Source organism: Variovorax sp. PEI5, assembly GCF_056679935.1.
In genome coordinates this window covers 2248212-2266490 of sequence record NZ_CM155257.1, presented here as the reverse complement: position 1 = coordinate 2266490, position 18279 = coordinate 2248212, and the positions used below count along the sequence as shown (strand labels likewise).

Sequence of the window (18279 nt, the reverse complement as noted above, 5' to 3'; positions counted from 1 at the left end):
GGATGGACGACCACATCGACCACATCGACCACATCGACCCCATCGACCCCATCGCCGCCGGGCCCGTGACGCGCCGCGCGGCGCTCGGCCTGTCGCTGGCCGCCGCCGGCGCGGCCGTGCTGGCGCCGCCGCCATCGCGCGCCCAGGCGGCGCGCGCGCCATTGCGCATCGTCGGTCCGTGGGAGATCGCCGGACTCGCGCCGGCCAGCAGCGGCCATGTCTTCACGCGCCTGCAGATCGCCGAGACCCTGATGGACGCGCACGACGACGGCACGCCGCTGCCCGGCCTGGCCGCGCGCTGGCGCGTGTCCGACGACGGCCTGGCGTGGCGCTTCGAGCTGCGTCCGGGCGCGCGCTTCCACGATGGCACGGCGGTCACCGCCGATGCCGTCGCGCGCTGCCTGCGCGCGGCGCGCACGCCACCGGCGCTGCTGAGCCAGGCGCCCATCGTGGCCATCGAGCCCGACGACGGCGCCGGCATCGTGACGATCCGCCTGGCCACGCCGCACGACGGCCTGCCGTCGCTGCTGGCCCACAGCAGCACGCTGGTGCTGGCGCCCTCGAGCTACGCGGCCGACGGCGGCGTGCGCGCCATCGTCGGCAGCGGCCCGTACCGCGCGGTGGTGGTGGAGCCCCCGCAGCGGGTGGCGACGGTGGTGTTCGAGGGCTGGGACGGTCCGCGCCCGGCCATCGAGCGCGTCGAGTACCTGTGCGCCAGCCGCCCCGAGACCCGCGCCCTGATGGCCGAGAGCGGCCAGGCCGACCTGGCCTACGGGCTCGACCCGGTCAGCCTCGCCCGGCTGCGGCGGCGCGGCCGGGTGCGCATCGCCGCCGTCACGCTGCCGCGCACGGTGATCGTCAAGGTCAATGCCGGCCTGAAGCAGCTCGCCGACGTGCGCGTGCGGCGCGCGCTGAGCCTGTCGATCGACCGCGCCGGCATCGCCAGGGCGCTGCTGCGCGACCCCGATCTGGCGGCCACGCAGCTGTTCCCGCCGACGCTCGCCGGCTGGCACGATCCGGCCCTGGCGCCCCTGACCCACGATCCCGCGGCCGCCGCGCGCCTGCTGACCGAGGCCGGCTGGCATGCCGGAGCCGACGGCCTGCTCGACCCCGATGGCCAGCCGCTGCGGCTGGCCCTGCGCACCTTCGTCGACCGGCCGGAACTGCCCGTCATCGCGACCGCGCTCCAGGCCCAGTGGCGCGAGGCCGGCATCGCCGTGCGGGTGGCCATCGGCAACTCCGGCGACGTGCCGATCGGCCATCGCGACGGCAGCCTGCAGCTGGCGCTGGCGGCGCGCAACTACGCCACCGTGCCCGACCCGACCGGCACGCTGGCGCAGGACTTCGGGCCGAAGGGCGGCGACTGGGGCGCCATGGGCTGGCACGACGACGGCCTGACGCGGGCGCTGGACGAGCTGCGGCGCGGCCGGCCGACGCCGGAGCGCGCGGCCGTGCTGCGCGAGCGGGTGGCGGCGGCCCTGCAGGAGGGCCTGCCGGTGATCCCGGTGGCCTGGTATCGCCAGCAGGTGGCGCTCGGCGATCGCATCGATGGCGTCAGCCTCGATCCATTGGAGCGCTCCTACCGGCTCACCCGCATGCGGTGGCGCGCATGAGCGCCACCACCGCATCCCGCCCCGGCCCGGTGCCGGGCCGAACCCCCACGACCCCATCCGGACCTCCTCCGGCGACCCGCATGAAACCGACGACGCTGTCGCATTCCCCCTGGCTGCGGCTGCTGCTGCGCCGCCTGTTCCAGCTCGTCGCGCTGGCCCTGCTGGTCGGCACGGTGTGCTTCTTCATGGCGCGCGCGCTGCCGGGCGACATGGCCACGCGCATCGCCGCCGGCCGCTATGGCTACGACCTGGTGAGCAACGCGGCGGCCGATGCCGTGCGCGCCGAGCTCGGACTCGATCGCCCGGTCGGCCTGGCGCTGCTGCACTGGTGGGGCGACATCGCCCGCTTCCACCTGGGGGTGTCGCTGGTCACCGGCGCCGCCGTCTGGGCGGAGATCGCGCACGCGCTCGGCCGCACGCTGCTGCTCTCGGCGGTGGCGCTCGCCATCGGCGCCGCACTGGGATTGCCGCTGGGCATCTGGTCGGGCCTGCACGCGGGTGGGTGGGTCGACCGCGTGGTGCTGGTCATGGCCGTGGCGCTGCGGGCGCTGCCGTCGTTCCTGCTGGCGGTGCTGCTGATGGTGGGCGTGGCGGTGCGCCTGGGCGCGTTGCCGGTGGCCGGCGGGGACGCGGCGGGCAGCGTGCTGCTGCCGGCCCTCACGCTCGGGCTCGGCCTGGCGGCCGGGCTGGCGCGCGTCACGCGCGGCGCGCTCCACGAGGTGGCGCGCTCGCCGTCGTACGAGTTCGCCCGCACCAAGGGGCTGTCGGATCGGCAGGCGCTGGTGCACCACGGATTGCGGCAGGCGGCGGTGCCGGTCGTCACCTACCTGGGCCTGCAGGCGGTGTTCCTGATCGAGGGCGCGCTGGTCGTCGAGACGCTGTTCGCCTGGCCGGGCATCGGCCACGAGCTGGTGCACGCGGTCTTCGGGCGCGACGTGCCGATGATCCAGGGCGCGGCGCTGTGCATGGGCTTGCTGTTCGTGCTGTTCAACCTGGGCGTCGACGCGATCTGCCTGGCGCTCGATCCGCGGCGGCGCACGGGAGGTGCGCGATGAAGCCGGCGTGGCAGGCCATGCCGCCGGCGGCGCCGGAGAGGTCGAGGCGGGTCTCGGTCTCGCGCCGCGCCGGCCTCGGCGTGCTGCTGGGACTGGCGCTGTTCTCGCTGCTCGGCCCCTGGCTGCTGGATGTCGATCCGACGCGGCAGGTGCTGGCCGACAGCCTGCGGGCGCCCGATGGATCGCACCTCCTGGGCACCGACGTGCTGGGCCGCGACGTCCTGGCGCGCCTGATGCACGCGGCGCGGCTGTCGTTCGGGCTGGCGTTGCTGGCGGCCATCACGGCGGCGGTGCCCGGCGTGCTGCTGGGCATCGCGGCGAGCTGGCGCGGCGCGGGCGTGGAGCGCGCGCTGGTGATGCTGTCGGATGTCGTGCTGTCGGTGCCCGGCCTGCTGCTGGTGCTGCTGTTCGCGGCGCTGGTGCCGGGGCGCGGCGAGGCGCTCTACGTCGGCCTGTCGCTGTCGCTGTGGGTCGAGTACTTCCGCGTCGCGCGGGCCGCCAGCCGCGCCGTGCTGGCCAGCGATGCCGTGCAGGCGTCGCGGCTGCTGGGCTTCGGACCCGGCCACGTGCTGCGCTGGCACCTGCTGCCGGCGCTGGCGCCCGTGACCGGCACGCTGCTGGCCTTCAGCGCGGCGCAGGCCGTGCTGGCGCTGGCCGCGCTGGGTTTCGTCGGCGTCGGGCTGCAACCGCCCACGCCGGAACTGGGATTGATGATGACCGAATACCTGCCGCACTACGAGGAGGCGCCCTGGCTCATCGGCGCCCCGGTGGCGCTGCTGATGCTGCTGGTGCTGGGCATGCTGCTGCTCGCCGGCGACGCGGAGGGCGCATGAGCGGTCCCGTCCTGTTGTCGGCCGAGCGGCTGACGGTGCGCGTCGATGGCGGCCCGGTGCTGCTGCACGACCTGTCGTTCGAACTGCGCGCGGGCGAGGCGCTGATCGTCGTCGGCGAGAGCGGCGCGGGCAAGTCGCTGCTGGCGCAGGCCGTGATGGGCAACCTGCCGGCCGCGCTGCGGGTCGGCGGCGGCCTGACGGTCGGTGGCGCGCGGCTGCGGGCGGAGGACCAGCGCGCGCGTCGCCCGCTGTGGGGCCGCACGCTGGCCCTGCTGCCGCAGGAGCCGGCGCTGGCGCTCGATCCCATGATCCGCGTGCTGCCGCAACTGGCCCGCACCCACGAGCTGGTGCGCGGCGTCGGCGCGTCCCCGGCCATGGCCGAGGCCCGGCGCGACCTCGACGCCGCCGGCCTGGGGGACGCGGCGCGGCGCTATCCCTGGCAGTTCTCGGGTGGCATGGCGCAGCGCGCCGCCGCCGCCGTGGCGTTGGCCGGCGGGGCCCGGATCCTGCTGGCCGACGAGCCGACCAAGGGCCTCGACGCCCACTGGCGCGACCGCACGATCGGGATGCTGGACGCGGTCCGGCAGGCCGGCGGCTGCGTGGTCGTCATCACGCACGACCTGCGGGTGGCGCGGGCGCTGGGCGGCCAGCTGATCGTGCTGCGCGCGGGCCGGGTGACGGAGCAGGGCGACACGCGGGCCATCCTGGCGCGGCCGTCCGATGCGTTCACGCAGCGCCTGATCCAGGCCGAGCCGGCGAACTGGCCCCGGCGCCCGGCGCCGGCGGCCGGCGCCGCGGTGCTGACCGCGCGCGGCCTTTCCAAGGACTTCGGCGACGGCGTGCTGTTCGACGGCCTCGACCTCGACGTGCGGCGCGGCGAGCGCTGGGTGGTGCGCGGCCCCAGCGGCGTCGGCAAGAGCACGCTGGGCAACGTGCTGCTCGGCCTGCTGGCGCCGGACCGGGGCAGCGTGCGGCGCGCCGATGGCCTGGGGCCGACCGCGCTGCAGAAGCTCTACCAGGATCCGGTCGCCTCGTTCGCGCCCCATGTCAGCCTGGCGCGCTCCCTGGGCGACGTCGCCCGGCGCCATGGCCATCCATGGCCGAAGCTGGTCGAGCGCCTGGAGCGCCTGGGGCTGTCGACGCGGCTGCTGTCGCGCCGGCCGTCGGAGGTGTCGGGCGGCGAGCTCCAGCGCCTGGCCCTGGCGCGCGTGCTGATGGCCCGGCCGGCGCTGCTGTTCGCCGACGAGCCGACGTCGCGGCTCGACCCCGCGACGCAGCGCGAGACGCTGATGCTGCTGCTCGACGTGCTGGAGGAGGACGCGGCCGAGGGCGGCGCCGGCGCCGGCACGGCGCTGCTGCTGGTCACGCACGACGACGACATCGCCGAGGCGGTGGGCACGCGTTTCCTGCGGCTCGGGGGTTCCCCCGGGGTCGGATCGCTTGGCCGCGCGCCGGACGCGGCCTAGAATCCGCAGCGCTCCGGGGTGCACGCGCGAACAGCGTGCTGAGATGGCGACCGATCCGCCGAACCCGCGAACTTGAACCGGTTAGTACCGGCGGAAGAAGAGCTGCAGTTCCCCTGATCCGGTGGTCCCCCTGTCTCGTGCATGGGGCGGGCCACGGATCCGTCGAGCGATCGCGGAGCACCCATCCATCCCCGACGGAGTGCCCCATGAACGCCCTCGACAAGTTCGCCCCGCTGCTCTCGCTCACCCGCGAGCCCTTTCCCGCCTCCACCAAGACCGCCATCGCCGGCAGCCGCGCCGACCTGCGCGTGCCGGTGCGCGACGTCGCGCTGACCAACGGCGAGATCGTCTCCCTCTACGACACCTCCGGTCCTTATACCGATCCGGCCGTCGACATCGACGTGCGCCGCGGCCTGCCCGACGTGCGCGGCGCCTGGATCGCCGAGCGCGGCGACACCGAGCCCTACGCGGGCCGGCTGCATCGCGCGCTGGACGATGGCGCGCGCCACGAGAGCGACGCCCTGACGCCGCAGGAGCGCGAGCGCATCGAGCGCCTGCGCCGCGATGCCGCCGCGTTGCAGCGCACGCCGCGCCGCGCCCGTGCCGGCGCCAACGTCACGCAGATGCACTACGCCCGGCGCGGCATCGTCACGCCCGAGATGGAATACGTCGCCCTGCGCGAGAACGGCCGGCGCGAGTGGATGGCCGAGTACCTGGCCGACGAGGCGCGCGCCCGGCGCGTGCGCGGCAATCCCATGGGCGCGTCGATCCCGCATCTGATCACGCCCGAGTTCGTGCGCGACGAGGTGGCGCGCGGCCGCGCCATCATCCCGGCCAACATCAACCACCCCGAGGTCGAGCCGATGGCCATCGGGCGCAACTTCAAGGTCAAGATCAACGCCAACATCGGCAACTCGGCCGTCACCTCGAGCATCGAGGAGGAGGTCGAGAAGCTGGTCTGGGCGATCCGCTGGGGCGCCGACAACGTGATGGACCTGTCCACCGGCCGCAACATCCACACCACGCGCGACTGGATCGTGCGCAACTCGCCGGTGCCCATCGGCACGGTGCCGATCTACCAGGCGCTGGAGAAGGTCGGCGGCGTGGCCGAGGACCTGACCTGGGAGCTCTATCGCGACACGCTGATCGAGCAGGCCGAGCAGGGCGTCGACTACTTCACCATCCACGCCGGCGTGCGCCTGCCCTTCATCCACCTGACGGCCGGGCGCATGACCGGCATCGTCTCGCGCGGCGGCTCGATCATGGCCAAGTGGTGCATCGCGCACCACCGCGAGAGCTTCCTCTACACGCGCTTCGAGGAGATCTGCGAGATCATGAAGGCCTACGACGTCAGCTTCTCGCTGGGCGACGGCCTGCGCCCGGGCAGCGGCGCCGATGCCAACGACGAGGCCCAGTTCGCCGAGCTGCGCACGCTGGGCGAGCTCACGCAGGTGGCCTGGCGGCACGACGTGCAGACCATGATCGAAGGGCCCGGCCACGTGCCCATGCACATGATCCAGGCCAACATGGACGAGCAGATCAGACATTGCCACGAGGCGCCCTTCTACACGCTGGGGCCGCTGACCATCGACATCGCGCCGGGCTACGACCACATCTCCAGCGCCATCGGCGCGGCCATGATCGGCTGGGCCGGCACCGCCATGCTGTGCTACGTCACGCCCAAGGAGCACCTGGGGCTGCCCGACCGCGACGACGTCAAGCAGGGCATCATCGCCTACAAGATCGCCGCCCACGCGGCCGATGTCGCCAAGGGCCACCCGGGCGCGCGCTCGCGCGACGACGCGTTGTCCAGGGCGCGCTTCGAGTTCCGCTGGCAGGACCAGTTCAACCTCGGCCTCGACCCCGACACCGCGCGCGACTTCCACGACGAGACCCTGCCCAAGGACGCCAGCAAGAGCGCGCACTTCTGCTCCATGTGCGGGCCCAAGTTCTGCTCCATGAAGATCACCCAGGAGGTGCGCGAGTACGCGGCGCGACGCGGGCTCGACGAGGCCGATGCCGTGTCGGGCGGCATGGCCGACAAGTCGGCCGAGTTCCGCGCCGGCGGCGGCGAGCTCTACATCCCGATCCGCGAGGAGAAGTCCTGAGGGGCGCCTTGCTACGATCGACGCATGACGACTCCGCAGCTCTCCCCCGACGCCCCGACGATCCCCTTCGATGCCGTGCTGTTCGACTGCGACGGCGTGCTGGTCGACTCCGAGCCCATCACCAACGGCGTGCTGCGCGACATGCTCGAGGAGGGCGGCTGGATGCTGACGAAGGAGGAGTGCATGCGCCTGTTCGTCGGCAAGGCCGTCAAGGACGAGGCCGCGCTGATCGAGGCGCGCACCGGCCGGCCGGTGACATCCGAGTGGCTGCAGGGCTTCTGGCGCCGGCGCAACGAGGCGCTCGACCGCGAGCTGGTCGAGGTCGCCGGCGCGCCGGGCGCGGTGCGCGCGCTGCACGCGGCGCTGGACGGGCGCATCGCCTGCGCCTCGGGCGCCGACCGCGGCAAGATCGAGCTGCAACTGGCCAAGATCGGCCTGCTGGACGCCTTCGAGGGCCGCATCTTCAGCGGTCACGAGACGCCGCGCTCCAAGCCCTTTCCCGATGTCTACCTGGCGGCGGCGGCGGCGCTGGGGGTCGAGCCGGCGCGCTGCGCCGTGATCGAGGACACCGTGACCGGCGCCACGGCCGGTGTCGCCGCCGGCGCCACGGTCTTCGGCTACAGCCCGGGCGGCCTGGGCCACAGCGGCGCCGAGGCCCTGCGCGCGGTCGGCGTCGCGCGCATCTTCACCGACATGGCCGAGCTGCCGGCGGTGCTCGCCGCCTGGCGCGCGGCGGCGTGAGCGCCCCGGCCGGGGGCTCAGCCGCAGCTGCGTTCGAGCTGCGCCTGTAGCCAGGCGGTAGCATCGTCGGCCGGCATCGGCCGCGCATAGAAATAGCCCTGCGCCTTGTCGCAGTCGAGCGCGGCGAGCAGTTCGGCCTGCTCGCGGGTCTCCACGCCCTCGGCCACGGTGCTCATGCCCAGGCTGCGCGCCACCTTGGAGACGGCTTCGATCAGCACCCGGTGATGCGCGCTCTTGACCGACGGGCCGACGAAGGAGCGGTCGATCTTGACGACATCCACCGGCAGCAGGTGCAGGCTGGCCAGCGAGGAATAGCCGGTGCCGAAATCGTCCAGCGCCAGGCTCAGGCCGAGCGCCTTGAGCTCGCCCAGGCGCTGCTGGACGATGGCGTCCTGCGCCGCCAGGCTCTCCGTGACCTCCAGCTGGAGGGCGCCGGCGTCCAGGCCGCTCGCGGCCAGCGCGCGCGCCACGGTGCCCACGATCGAGGGTTCCAGGACCTGCGCGCGCGACAGGTTGACCGACATCGAGCGCGGCGCCAGCGGGCCGAGCGTGCGCCGCCAGGTGGCGAGCTGGTCGCAGGCCTGGCGCAGCACCCGTTCGCCCAGCGCCACGATCATCCCGGTCTCCTCGGCGATGCCGATGAAGCGGTCCGGCGGCACGACGCCGCGCTGCGGATGCCGCCAGCGCACCAGCGCCTCCATGCCGACGACCGCGCCATCGGCCAGAGCGACGATGGGCTGGTAGACGACGAAGAGCTGATCCTCGTCCAGGGCGCGGCGCAGGTCGGCCTCCAGGCTGCCGCGCTGCCAGGCCTGGGCGCGCACGGCGGGCGTGAACAGGCCGTGGCGGCCGCCACCCAGACGCTTGGCCTCGCGCATCGCCAGATCGGCGTCCTGCATCACGGTCACGGCGCGGTGGTGCGAGGTGGCGATGCGCACCACGCCGACGCTGGCGCTCGCATGCACGCTGGTGCCGCCCACGGCATAGGGCGCGCCCAGGGCGTCGACCACGCGCTGGGCCAGGACCTCGCAGATGGCGAGGTCGTCGTCGCCGGACGCCGCATCGGTGGCGGTGGCGGTGGCCGTGCCGTGCATGCCATCCAGCCGCAGCAGCACGGCGAATTCGTCGCTGCCGAAGCGCGCCGTCAGGGCGCCCGGCACCCGCGCGCCGATGGTCGCGCGGATGCGCGCGGCCATCTGGCGCAGCACGGCGTCGCCGGCGGCCGGCCCGAGCGTGACGTTGATGCGCTCGAAGCGGTCGGCGTTGATCAGCAGCACGGTCCAGCGGGCATCGATGTCGCGTGAGCGTTGTTCCAGCGCGAGGTCGATGGCCTCCAGCAGCGCCAGGCGGTTGGGCAGGGCGGTCAGGCCGTCGGTGCGGGTGGCCGCGTGCACGCGGGCGGCGAGCCGCTGCTGCTCGCGCTGGACCGCGGCCGTGGCGTCGCTCAGGGTGGCCATGAGGGTCGCGTCGTCCAGCCGCAGCAGCTGCAATGCCAGCGTGCGCGGCGCGGCATCGGGCGCGTTGGCGGCCGTGGGCAGCGGCAGGTGCAGGTCGTCGCAGATCAGGTCGCCGGCCTCGAGCGGCTGCTGCGCCAGCGATCGCAGCTGCGGCGCGAGCGCATCCAGCACGTCGAACAGGTTGAACAGGTTGCCACCGGCGACCAAGGGCATGAGCAGTCGCGCCGCCATGGGATTGATCATGGCGATCTCGCCCGTGAGCGAGGTCTGCACGAGACCGATCGGCGCACGGTAGAGAAACTGGATCAGTGCCTCGTGCGTGGTGGCGGAGCCTTCGGACATCACGGCGATCGGCTAGGCGCGGCCGGCGCGGGCGTCGGGCCGCCGCGCCTCGCGCAAACCCGGTTCCCAGCACGCGACGCGGTTGCGCCCGCCGGCCTTGGCCGCGTACATGGCCGCGTCGGCGCGTTGCAGCAGGCCGTCGACATGGGCCACGGCGGCTTCCATGGCCGCCACGCCCGCGCTGACGGTGTAGGCGATGGCGTGCTCGCCGACCCGCACGGGCTGGGCCTCGACGGCGCGGCACAGGCGCTCGGCGGCGGCGGCCGCGGCGGCGGCGCCGGTGCCCGGCAGCAGCGCCACGAACTCCTCGCCGCCCAGTCGCGCGATGGTGTCGTGGGCGCCGAAGGTCGCCACCATGGCGGTGGCCAGGTGGCGCAGTACGGCGTCGCCGGCGGCATGGCCGAAGCGGTCGTTGATCAGCTTGAAGTGGTCGGCGTCGATCATCACCACCGACAGCGGGCGCAGCGCGCGGCGCCAGCGCTCGAGTTCGAGCTCCATCGCCTCGAACAGCACGCGCCGGTTGGACAGCCCGGTGAGGTGGTCCGACCACAGCGAGCGGCGCATCGCGTCGGTCGCCTCGCGGCGCTCGGAGACATCGCGCAGGATCAGGCTGTAGCCGCGCGGACCGGCGGCATGCGGATCGGCGCCGTGCTCGCCCGGCTCGTAGACCGGCGCGATCAGGCAGCTGCCCCAGTAGCGGCTGCCATCGGCACGCCGGCGCCAGCCCTCGTCCAGGCTCCAGCCACTGTGGTCGGCCTCGTGCAGGCGATCGAGCGCGCGGGTCGAGTCCAGGGCCTCGGGTGGATAGAACAGGGCGTAGTCGGCGCCGAGGACGGCGGCCTGGCCGAAACCGGTGACGCGCTCGATGCCGGGATTCCAGTCGCAGCAGCGCCCGTGCTCGTCCAGCGACACCAGCGCGTAGTCGGTCAGGCCGGTGACGATGGTGTGGATCCAGGCCTGGCTCTGGCGCAGTTCGCGCTCGCGGCGCACGGCCTGCGTGACGTCGTCGAGGACGGCCATGAAGCGTTCCGCGTCGAGCTTGAGCAGGCTCAGCGACAGCACCTGCACCTCCCGGCGCCCGGAGCGCGCGGCCTCGACGTGCAGATGCATGGCATCGCAGATCGTCCCGCTCGATGCCGTGAAGGTGGCCGTGCGGTGGCGCAGGTCGGGCGCCACGTCCTCCACCGCCACGAACAGATTGGCCAGGTCGCCATCGCGCGACAGCGGCATGAGCAGCTGGGCGCACAGCGGGTTGACCATCACGATGGTGCCGTCGGCACGGATCTGCGCCAGGCCGATGGGCGCGATGTAGAGGAACTGGAGCAGCGCCTCGTACTCTTCCTGGTCGGCCTGCGACATGAGATCGAGGTTCACACCGAGCGCTGGACGAGCACGTAGCGATGGGCGGCGGATGGCGCGGCCAGCAGTCGCAGCCGGACCTTGATCGGGCGCATGCGCAGGGTGAGCACGTAGTCGATGGTGTCGTCGAGGGTGCCGCCTTCGGCCGCCGTGTCCTCGAAGCGCTGGGCCACGAGGTAGTTGTTCATGCAGGGCGCGACGACGGTGAAGAGGGCATGGCCGACCACGCGTGGCGAGGACAGCCCGGCCGCCCTGGATTCGAAGGTGTTGTAGCGCCGCACGACACCGCCGGCGTCGAAACCGATGACGCCGAAATCGAGTTCGTCGAGCTCGGCGTCGGTCAGGATGTCGAGCCGCTCGACGAGTCCGGGTGAGTCGAAGGCCGGGGCCTGGGTCTCGATCATGGAAATACCTTTGTCGAAGTAGGGATGTGGGGAGGGCGCGGGACGCCGGGCGCGGCATGCATCCCGTGCAGGCGCCCGCGAACGGGTTGTCCGGCGGCCATCGGGAGTCATTCTGGCTTTTCTATCGGCACTCCGCGCGCCGACTTGACCCTTTCGTCGGTGGGGTGCGCGCCCGCTCAGTCGGGCGCGCCGCTCCTGAAGCGGCCCGGCGTCGTCCCGGTCCACTGGCGGAAGGCGCGCGCGAAGCTCTTCTCGTTGCGGAAACCGACCGCCAGCGCGACCTGCCGGAGCGGCCGCGTGGTGCGCCGCAGCAGTTCGCAGGCCCGCGTCCGGCGCACCTCGTCCTTGAGCAGCTGCAGCGAGACGCCCTCGTCGTGCAGCTGGCGATGCAGGGTGCGTGGCGAGATCGCCAGCCAGCCGGCGACGGTCTCGGCCGTCACCGCGTCGGTGCTGTGCGCCCGCAGCAGCTCGCGCACCCGGCGCCCGAGCAGCCGGTCGCGCCGGTACTGCAGCACCGTCAGGGGCAGGGCGCGGCGCAGCATGGCGCGCAGCGCGCGCTCGTCGCGCCGCAGCGGCAGCGCCAGGTAGCGCTCGTCGAAGGCGATGCCGGTGCCCCGGCGCGGATCGAAGACGACGCGGGGGCCGAACATCAATCCGTAGGCCTCGTGGTGCGAGGGCGCCTCGAAGGCGAAATGCGCCTCGCGCAACGCGATCTGCGAGTCGATGGCCCAGCAGGCATAGCCCAGCAGGAAGCGCAGGCTCGACACCAGGCAGAACTCGCGGAATCCGGGCCCCGGCGGATGCCGCTCCTCGATGTGCACGCTGGCCACGCCATCGGCCACCCGCAGGTCGAGCACGATGTCCTCGGTCAGCAGCCGGTGGTGGCGGCACCAGCGCTTGAGGGCCACGCCCAGGTCGGGCGACCCCAGCGAGGCGCGACACAGCATGCCGTAGCTGCCCCAGGGCAGGCGGCGCGAGAACCAGCCGAGCGCCTCGTCGTCGAGCTCCTGCATCGCATGGGCGTTGAGGGCCTCGAACTGGAGCGCCGTCACGCGGGCGGCCGCATCGGCGAGTTCGCCTGGCGCGATCCGGGCGGCGCGCAGGGCGCCGGCCGGATCGAGGCCCCGCTGCGCGTAGGCGGCGACGATGGCGCGCACGAAGGCCATCGGCGTCGCCGCGCGGGGCGGCCGGGATGCCGTGGCGGCGCGCGGCGACCGGTCGGCGTCCGCCGGGGTCGTCACGCCGGCGTCCTGGCGCGATCCGCCACCGGCGCGCCGGCCGGGGCTCCGGTCAAGACGGCCGCGCCGCCTTGCGCTGCTGGGCGCGGCGGGAGAACATGTTGAGCACCTCGACCAGCGTGGAGAACGCCATCGCCGCGTAGATGTAGCCCTTGGGCACGTGGACGCCGAAGCCGTCGGCGATCAGCACGGCGCCGATCATCAGCAGGAAGCCCAGCGCCAGCATCACCACCGTCGGATTGCGGTTGATGAAATTGGCCAGCGGCTCGGCCGCCAGCAGCATCACGGTGACGGCGGTGACCACGGCGATCACCATCACCGCCAGGTTGTCGGTCATGCCCACGGCGGTCAGGATCGAGTCGACCGAGAACACCATGTCCAGCAGCACGATCTGCACCAGCACCGAGGAGAACGCCACCGTGGCCTTCTTGCCGGCGGTGTCGAAGACATCGCCCGTGGGCGTGGGGTCGACGACGTGGTGGATCTCCTTGGTCGCCTTCCAGATCAGGAACAGGCCGCCGACGATCAGGATCAGGTCGCGCCAGGAGAACTGGGTCTCGAAGCTGGGCAGTCCGGCGGCGTTGGGCGGGCCGGCCCAACCGAGGTCGAACACCGGCGCGGTCAGGCCGACGATCCACGCGATCATCGACAGCAGCGCGAGCCGCATCACCAGCGCCAGCCCGATGCCGATGCGCCGGGCGTTCTTGCGCTGGTGCTCCGGCAGCTTGTTGGACAGGATGGAGATGAAGATCAGGTTGTCGATGCCCAGCACGACCTCCATGACCACCAGCGCCAGCAGGGCGGCCCACGCCGTGGGGTCGGAGAACAAGGCTTGCAGACTGTCCATGGGAGTAGGGGAGAGGATGGGGATCGGCCGATGATGCAGCAGCCCGGCCGGAGCGGTCAAAGACCATCGGCCGGTGCTGGATTTGCGCGGGGGGCTGGCACGATCTGCAACCGCGATGGCGCCATATGCGGGTGCGCCGGGCGTAAGCTGCGGCCTTGCCCGACCATCCCCACCGGAGGAGACAAGCCATGCCCGCAGCCAGCCTGCCCGGACTGAATTTCGACCTCGGCGACACCGTCGACGCCCTGCGCGAGGCGATCGCCGATTTCGCCGCCGAGGAGATCGCGCCCCGCGCCGCCGCCGTCGATGCCGACAACCTGTTCCCCCATGACCTCTGGAGGAAGCTTGGCGAGCTCGGCCTGCACGGCATGACCGTGAAGGAGGAGTACGGCGGCACCGAGCTGGGCTACCTGGCCCACATCGTCGCCATGGAGGAGGTCTCGCGCGCCTCGGCCTCGGTCGGGCTGTCCTATGGCGCCCATTCCAACCTGTGCGTGAACCAGATCCACCGCAACGGCAGCGCGGCGCAGAAGGCGAAGTACCTGCCGAAGCTGGTGAGCGGCGAGCATGTCGGCGCGCTGGCCATGAGCGAGCCCGGCGCCGGCTCGGATGTGGTCAGCATGAAGCTGCGCGCCGAGAAGCGCGGCGACCGCTACGTGCTCAACGGCGGCAAGATGTGGATCACCAACGGCGGCGATGCCGACACCCTGGTGATCTATGCCAAGACCGAGCCCGAGATGGGCGCGCGCGGCATGACCGCCTTCATCGTCGAGCGCGGCTTCAAGGGCTTCTCCGCCGGCACCAAGCTCGACAAGCTGGGCATGCGCGGCTCCAACACCTATCCGCTGTTCTTCGACGACTGCGAGGTGCCCGAGGAGAACGTGCTGGGTGGCGAGGGGCAGGGCGCGAAGGTGCTGATGAGCGGTCTCGACTACGAGCGCGCGGTGCTCTCGGGCGGGCCGCTGGGCATCATGGCCGCCTGCATGGACGCGGTGATCCCGTTCGTGCACGAGCGCCGGCAGTTCGGCCAGAGCATCGGCGAGTTCCAGCTGATGCAGGGCAAGCTGGCCGACATGTACTCGACCTGGCAGGCCACCCGCGCCTACGTGTATGCCGTGGGCAAGGCCTGCGACCGCAACGACCACGCGCGCAGCTTCAGGAAGGACGCCGCCGGCGCCATCCTGTATTCGGCCGAGAAGGCGACCTGGATGGCCGGCGAGGCGATCCAGGCCTTGGGCGGCGTCGGCTACACCAAGGATTTCCCGGTCGAGCGCCTGTGGCGCGACGCCAAGCTCTACGAGATCGGCGCCGGCACCAGCGAGATCCGCCGCATGCTGATCGGCCGCGAGCTGTTCGCCGAGACCGCTTGAGCCGGATGCGCCCGCGCGGGCGCGCCGGCACGGACACAGAGACAGGAGACATGCACATGGACACGAGCGCGAGCTATGCCCGGGGCGCCACCGACGCCCCGCTGATCGAGCAGACGATCGGCGACTTCTTCGATGCCATGGCCCAGCGCCAGCCCGGGCGCGAGGCGCTGGTCAGCCGCCACGAGGGCCTGCGCTACACCTACGAGGAACTGCGCGACGCCTCGCGCCAGCTGGCCAGCGCCCTGCTGCGGCTGGGCCTGGCGCCCGGCGAGCGCGTGGGCATCTGGTCGCACAACAACGCGGCCTGGGTGCTGCTGCAGCTCGCCACGGCCCGGGTCGGGCTGGTGCTGGTGAACATCAATCCGGCCTATCGCACCTCCGAGGTCGAATACGCGCTCGACAAGGTCGACTGCGCGGTGCTGGTGACGATGCCGCGCTTCAAGACCAGCGACTACCTCGGCATGCTGCGCGAACTGGCGCCGGAGCTGGAAGCGGCCGGCGCGGCGGGCGTGGAGGGCGCCACCGCCCTGCATGCCGCGCGGCTGCCCAGGCTGCGCCACGTCGTCTGGATCGATGCGCCGGGCGGGGACGGCGAGGAGGTCCCCGGCATGCGGCGCTTCTCGCGGCTGCTCGCCAGCGGCGATGCGCGCGACCCGCGCGTGGCCGAGGCGCAGCGCGGCCTGCGCGCCGACGAGCCCATCAACATCCAGTTCACCAGCGGCACCACCGGCTTCCCCAAGGGTGCCACGCTGACGCACCGCAACATCCTGAACAACGGCTTCTTCATCGGCGAATGCATGAAGCTCGGGCCAGACGACCGCCTGTGCATCCCGGTGCCCATGTACCACTGCTTCGGCATGGTGCTGGGCAGCCTGGCCTGCCTCACGCACGGCAGCACCATCGTGTTCCCGAACGACGGCTTCGACGCGCTGTCGGTGCTGGAGACGGTGCAGGCCGAGCGCTGCACCGGCCTGCACGGCGTGCCGACGATGTTCATCGCCGAGCTCGACCATCCGCGCTTCGCCGAGTTCGATCTCTCGACCCTGCGCACCGGCATCATGGCCGGCACCGCCTGCCCGATCGAGGTCATGAAGCGCGTGGTCGAGCGCATGAACCTGCGCGAGATCACCATCGCCTACGGCATGACCGAGACCAGCCCGGTGAGCTGCCAGAGCTCGACCGACACGCCATTGGCCCGCCGCGTCGCCACCGTCGGCACGGTGCAGCCGCACGTGGAGGTGAAGATCATCGACGCGCAGACCGGCCGGACGGTGCCGCGCGGCACCTCGGGCGAGCTGTGCGCGCGCGGCTACCTGGTGATGCACGGCTACTGGGACGACGAGCCGCGCACGCGCGAGGCCATCGACGCCGAGGGCTGGATGCACACCGGCGACCTCGCCACCATGGACGACGAGGGGTACGTCAACATCGTCGGGCGCAGCAAGGACATGGTGATCCGCGGCGGCGAGAACATCTATCCGCGCGAGATCGAGGAATTCCTCTACGGCCATCCGCAGGTGCAGGACGTGCAGGTGGTCGGCCTGCCCGACGTCCGCTATGGCGAGGAGCTGTGCGCCTGGATCATCCCGCGCCCCGGCCAGGCGCCGACCGAGGACGACATCCGCGCCTTCTGCGCCGGCCGCATCGCGCACTACAAGGTGCCCCGGTACATCCTGTTCGTCGATGCCTTCCCGATGACCGTGACCGGCAAGATCCAGAAATTCAGGATCCGCGAGACCATGCGCGAGCGCCTGGGCCTCGACGAGGTGAAGACCGCATGAAGGACCCCCAGCCATGAGCAGAATCGAAACCCGACTCAATGCCCGCTCCGCGGATTTCCAGGCCAACGCGACCGCCATGCGCGCGCTGGTCGACGACCTGCAGGCGCGCTTCGCCCGGGTCGAGGCCGGTGGCGGCGAGGTCGCGCGCGCCAGGCACGTCGCGCGCGGCAAGCTGCTGCCGCGCGATCGCGTGGCCGAGCTGCTCGACCCCGGCACGCCGTTCCTGGAGATCGCGCCGCTGGCGGCCTGCGGCATGTACCTCGATGCGGCCGGCGCCGAGTCCGCGCCCGGCGCCGGCCTGATCGCCGGCATCGGCCGCGTCAGCGGCGTCGACTGCATGATCGTGTGCAACGACGCCACGGTGAAGGGCGGCACCTACTTCCCGCTGACCGTCAAGAAGCACCTGCGCGCCCAGGAGATCGCCGAGCAGAACCATCTGCCGTGCATCTACCTGGTCGACTCCGGCGGCGCCAACCTGCCCAACCAGGACGAGGTCTTCCCCGACCGCGACCACTTCGGCCGCATCTTCTACAACCAGGCGCAGATGAGCGCCCGGGGCATCGCGCAGATCGCCGTGGTCATGGGCTCGTGCACGGCCGGCGGCGCCTACGTGCCGGCCATGAGCGACGAATCGATCATCGTCAAGGACCAGGGCACCATCTTCCTGGGCGGCCCGCCGCTGGTGAAGGCGGCCACCGGCGAGGTGGTGACGGCCGAGGACCTGGGCGGTGGCGACGTGCACACGCGGCTGTCTGGCGTGGCCGACCACCTGGCGCAGAACGACCTGCACGCATTGGCGCTGGCGCGCTCGGCGGTGGCGAACCTGAACCGGCCGGCCGACGCCGCACCGTCGGGCACGCCGCCGGCCCTGCCCGCCGAGGAACTCTACGGCGTCATCCCGACCGACACGCGCAAGCCCTTCGACGTGCGCGAGATCATCGCCCGCATCGTCGACGGCAGCGAGTTCCACGAGTTCAAGGCGCGCTTCGGCGCCACGCTGGTGTGCGGCTTCGCCACCATCGAGGGCATGCCGGTGGGCATCGTCGCCAACAACGGCATCCTGTTCTCCGAGTCGGCCCAGAAGGGCGCGCACTTCATCGAGCTGTGCTGCCAGCGCGGGACGCCGCTGGTGTTCCTGCAGAACATCACCGGTTTCATGGTGGGGCGCAAGTACGAGAACGAGGGCATCGCGCGCCACGGCGCCAAGATGGTGACGGCCGTGGCCACGGCCAACGTGCCCAAGTTCACGATCATCATCGGCGGCAGCTTCGGCGCCGGCAACTACGGCATGTGCGGCCGCGCGTTCTCGCCGCGCTTCCTCTGGATGTGGCCCAACGCGCGCATCAGCGTGATGGGCGGCGAGCAGGCCGCCAGCGTGCTGGCGACCGTCAAGCGCGATGGCATCGAGGGCAAGGGCGGGCGCTGGAGCGCCGAGGAGGAGGAGGCCTTCAAGGCGCCGCTGCGGCGCCAGTACGAGGAACAGGGCCACCCCTACTACGCCACCGCCCGGCTGTGGGACGACGGCGTCATCGACCCGGCCGACACGCGCCGCGTGCTGGCGCTGGGCCTGGCCGCCGCGCGCCACGCGCCGATCCCGGCGCCGCGCTTCGGCGTCTTCCGGATGTGACCGACCATGAATCGTCCCCGGTCCCCGCGCGCCCTGCG

Annotated in this window: 14 protein-coding genes and 1 riboswitch; of the genes, 9 read left to right on the top strand and 5 right to left on the bottom strand. The window is 72.4% G+C overall.

The features are described 5' to 3' along the window. The first annotated feature begins 2 nt into the window (after positions 1 to 2). The 6 genes from AC1MLT_RS10445 (at position 3) to AC1MLT_RS10420 (ending at position 7816) form a co-directional block, all read left to right on the top strand. On the top strand, positions 3 to 1613 hold the full coding sequence (locus tag AC1MLT_RS10445) for an ABC transporter substrate-binding protein (protein ID WP_481032212.1): 1611 nt from the start codon (positions 3 to 5) through the stop codon (positions 1611 to 1613). Positions 1614 to 1693: 80 nt separating this feature from the next. After that, the gene (locus tag AC1MLT_RS10440; protein WP_481032211.1) at positions 1694 to 2668 is read left to right on the top strand and encodes an ABC transporter permease; all 975 of its coding nucleotides are present in this window, start codon (positions 1694 to 1696) and stop codon (positions 2666 to 2668) included. Continuing rightward, positions 2665 to 3501 carry an ABC transporter permease gene (locus AC1MLT_RS10435; protein ID WP_481032210.1) on the top strand — a complete coding sequence of 279 codons (837 nt, stop codon included), beginning with the start codon at positions 2665 to 2667 and terminating at the stop codon, positions 3499 to 3501. The genes AC1MLT_RS10440 and AC1MLT_RS10435 overlap by 4 nt, the downstream gene beginning before the upstream one ends. Continuing rightward, positions 3498 to 4967, top strand: a complete 1470-nt coding sequence (locus AC1MLT_RS10430) for an ABC transporter ATP-binding protein (protein WP_481032209.1) — start codon at positions 3498 to 3500, stop codon at positions 4965 to 4967. The genes AC1MLT_RS10435 and AC1MLT_RS10430 overlap by 4 nt, the downstream gene beginning before the upstream one ends. 4 nt (positions 4968 to 4971) lie before the next feature. Further along, positions 4972 to 5083, top strand: a riboswitch (TPP riboswitch). A gap of 90 nt (positions 5084 to 5173) precedes the next feature. Then, the gene (gene thiC, locus AC1MLT_RS10425) at positions 5174 to 7075 is read left to right on the top strand and encodes a phosphomethylpyrimidine synthase ThiC (RefSeq protein ID WP_481032208.1); all 1902 of its coding nucleotides are present in this window, start codon (positions 5174 to 5176) and stop codon (positions 7073 to 7075) included. A 24-nt stretch (positions 7076 to 7099) separates the two neighbouring features. Further along, complete coding sequence (locus AC1MLT_RS10420; protein WP_481032207.1) at positions 7100 to 7816, top strand: HAD family hydrolase; 717 nt, start codon at positions 7100 to 7102, stop codon at positions 7814 to 7816. A gap of 17 nt (positions 7817 to 7833) precedes the next feature. On the opposite strand, the gene AC1MLT_RS10415 is transcribed toward AC1MLT_RS10420, so the two are convergent. From AC1MLT_RS10415 to AC1MLT_RS10395, 5 genes are all read right to left on the bottom strand, one after another. After that, on the bottom strand, positions 7834 to 9615 hold the full coding sequence (locus tag AC1MLT_RS10415) for a putative bifunctional diguanylate cyclase/phosphodiesterase (RefSeq protein WP_481032206.1): 1782 nt from the start codon (positions 9613 to 9615) through the stop codon (positions 7834 to 7836). Positions 9616 to 9627: 12 nt separating this feature from the next. Then, positions 9628 to 10989, bottom strand: coding sequence for a sensor domain-containing diguanylate cyclase (locus AC1MLT_RS10410; protein WP_481032205.1), 1362 nt, complete (start codon positions 10987 to 10989; stop codon positions 9628 to 9630). Beyond that, on the bottom strand, positions 10986 to 11378 hold the full coding sequence (locus AC1MLT_RS10405) for a phosphonate transporter (protein ID WP_481032204.1): 393 nt from the start codon (positions 11376 to 11378) through the stop codon (positions 10986 to 10988). Before AC1MLT_RS10405 ends, AC1MLT_RS10410 begins: the two co-directional genes overlap by 4 nt. A 176-nt stretch (positions 11379 to 11554) precedes the next feature. Next, a complete protein-coding gene (locus AC1MLT_RS10400; protein ID WP_481034971.1) occupies positions 11555 to 12544 on the bottom strand; it encodes an AraC family transcriptional regulator in 990 nt (329 codons plus the stop codon). A gap of 124 nt (positions 12545 to 12668) precedes the next feature. After that, entirely contained in the window at positions 12669 to 13463 is a 795-nt protein-coding gene (locus tag AC1MLT_RS10395) for a TerC family protein (protein ID WP_481032203.1), read from the bottom strand. A gap of 188 nt (positions 13464 to 13651) precedes the next feature. Here AC1MLT_RS10395 and AC1MLT_RS10390 point away from each other — a divergent pair, with 188 nt between their 5' ends. Genes AC1MLT_RS10390 through AC1MLT_RS10380 form a run of 3 tightly spaced genes read left to right on the top strand, consistent with a single transcriptional unit; the run spans position 13652 to position 18241 of the window. Further along, positions 13652 to 14833 (top strand): isovaleryl-CoA dehydrogenase, encoded by a 1182-nt coding sequence (locus tag AC1MLT_RS10390; protein ID WP_481032202.1) that lies wholly within the window; start codon positions 13652 to 13654, stop codon positions 14831 to 14833. A 50-nt stretch (positions 14834 to 14883) separates the two neighbouring features. Beyond that, positions 14884 to 16614 carry an AMP-binding protein gene (locus AC1MLT_RS10385; RefSeq protein ID WP_481032201.1) on the top strand — a complete coding sequence of 577 codons (1731 nt, stop codon included), beginning with the start codon at positions 14884 to 14886 and terminating at the stop codon, positions 16612 to 16614. A 13-nt stretch (positions 16615 to 16627) separates the two neighbouring features. Further along, positions 16628 to 18241: a carboxyl transferase domain-containing protein gene (locus AC1MLT_RS10380; RefSeq protein WP_481032200.1), complete on the top strand. Its 1614-nt coding sequence runs from the start codon at positions 16628 to 16630 to the stop codon at positions 18239 to 18241. Positions 18242 to 18279: the final 38 nt, after the last annotated feature.

Excerpts from the sequence above, each read along its gene's own strand:
- AC1MLT_RS10430 (WP_481032209.1), top strand. The coding sequence starts at position 3,498 with ATGAGCGGTCCCGTCCTGTTGTCGGCCGAGCGGCTGACGGTGCGCGTC.
- AC1MLT_RS10435 (WP_481032210.1), top strand. The coding sequence starts at position 2,665 with ATGAAGCCGGCGTGGCAGGCCATGCCGCCGGCGGCGCCGGAGAGGTCG.
- AC1MLT_RS10440 (WP_481032211.1), top strand. The coding sequence starts at position 1,694 with ATGAAACCGACGACGCTGTCGCATTCCCCCTGGCTGCGGCTGCTGCTG.
- AC1MLT_RS10400 (WP_481034971.1), bottom strand. The coding sequence starts at position 12,544 with ATGGCCTTCGTGCGCGCCATCGTCGCCGCCTACGCGCAGCGGGGCCTC.
- AC1MLT_RS10395 (WP_481032203.1), bottom strand. The coding sequence starts at position 13,463 with ATGGACAGTCTGCAAGCCTTGTTCTCCGACCCCACGGCGTGGGCCGCC.
- AC1MLT_RS10380 (WP_481032200.1), top strand. The coding sequence starts at position 16,628 with ATGAGCAGAATCGAAACCCGACTCAATGCCCGCTCCGCGGATTTCCAG.
- AC1MLT_RS10390 (WP_481032202.1), top strand. The coding sequence starts at position 13,652 with ATGCCCGCAGCCAGCCTGCCCGGACTGAATTTCGACCTCGGCGACACC.
- AC1MLT_RS10445 (WP_481032212.1), top strand. The coding sequence starts at position 3 with ATGGACGACCACATCGACCACATCGACCACATCGACCCCATCGACCCC.
- AC1MLT_RS10420 (WP_481032207.1), top strand. The coding sequence starts at position 7,100 with ATGACGACTCCGCAGCTCTCCCCCGACGCCCCGACGATCCCCTTCGAT.
- AC1MLT_RS10385 (WP_481032201.1), top strand. The coding sequence starts at position 14,884 with ATGCACATGGACACGAGCGCGAGCTATGCCCGGGGCGCCACCGACGCC.
- AC1MLT_RS10415 (WP_481032206.1), bottom strand. The coding sequence starts at position 9,615 with ATGTCCGAAGGCTCCGCCACCACGCACGAGGCACTGATCCAGTTTCTC.
- AC1MLT_RS10405 (WP_481032204.1), bottom strand. The coding sequence starts at position 11,378 with ATGATCGAGACCCAGGCCCCGGCCTTCGACTCACCCGGACTCGTCGAG.
- thiC (WP_481032208.1), top strand. The coding sequence starts at position 5,174 with ATGAACGCCCTCGACAAGTTCGCCCCGCTGCTCTCGCTCACCCGCGAG.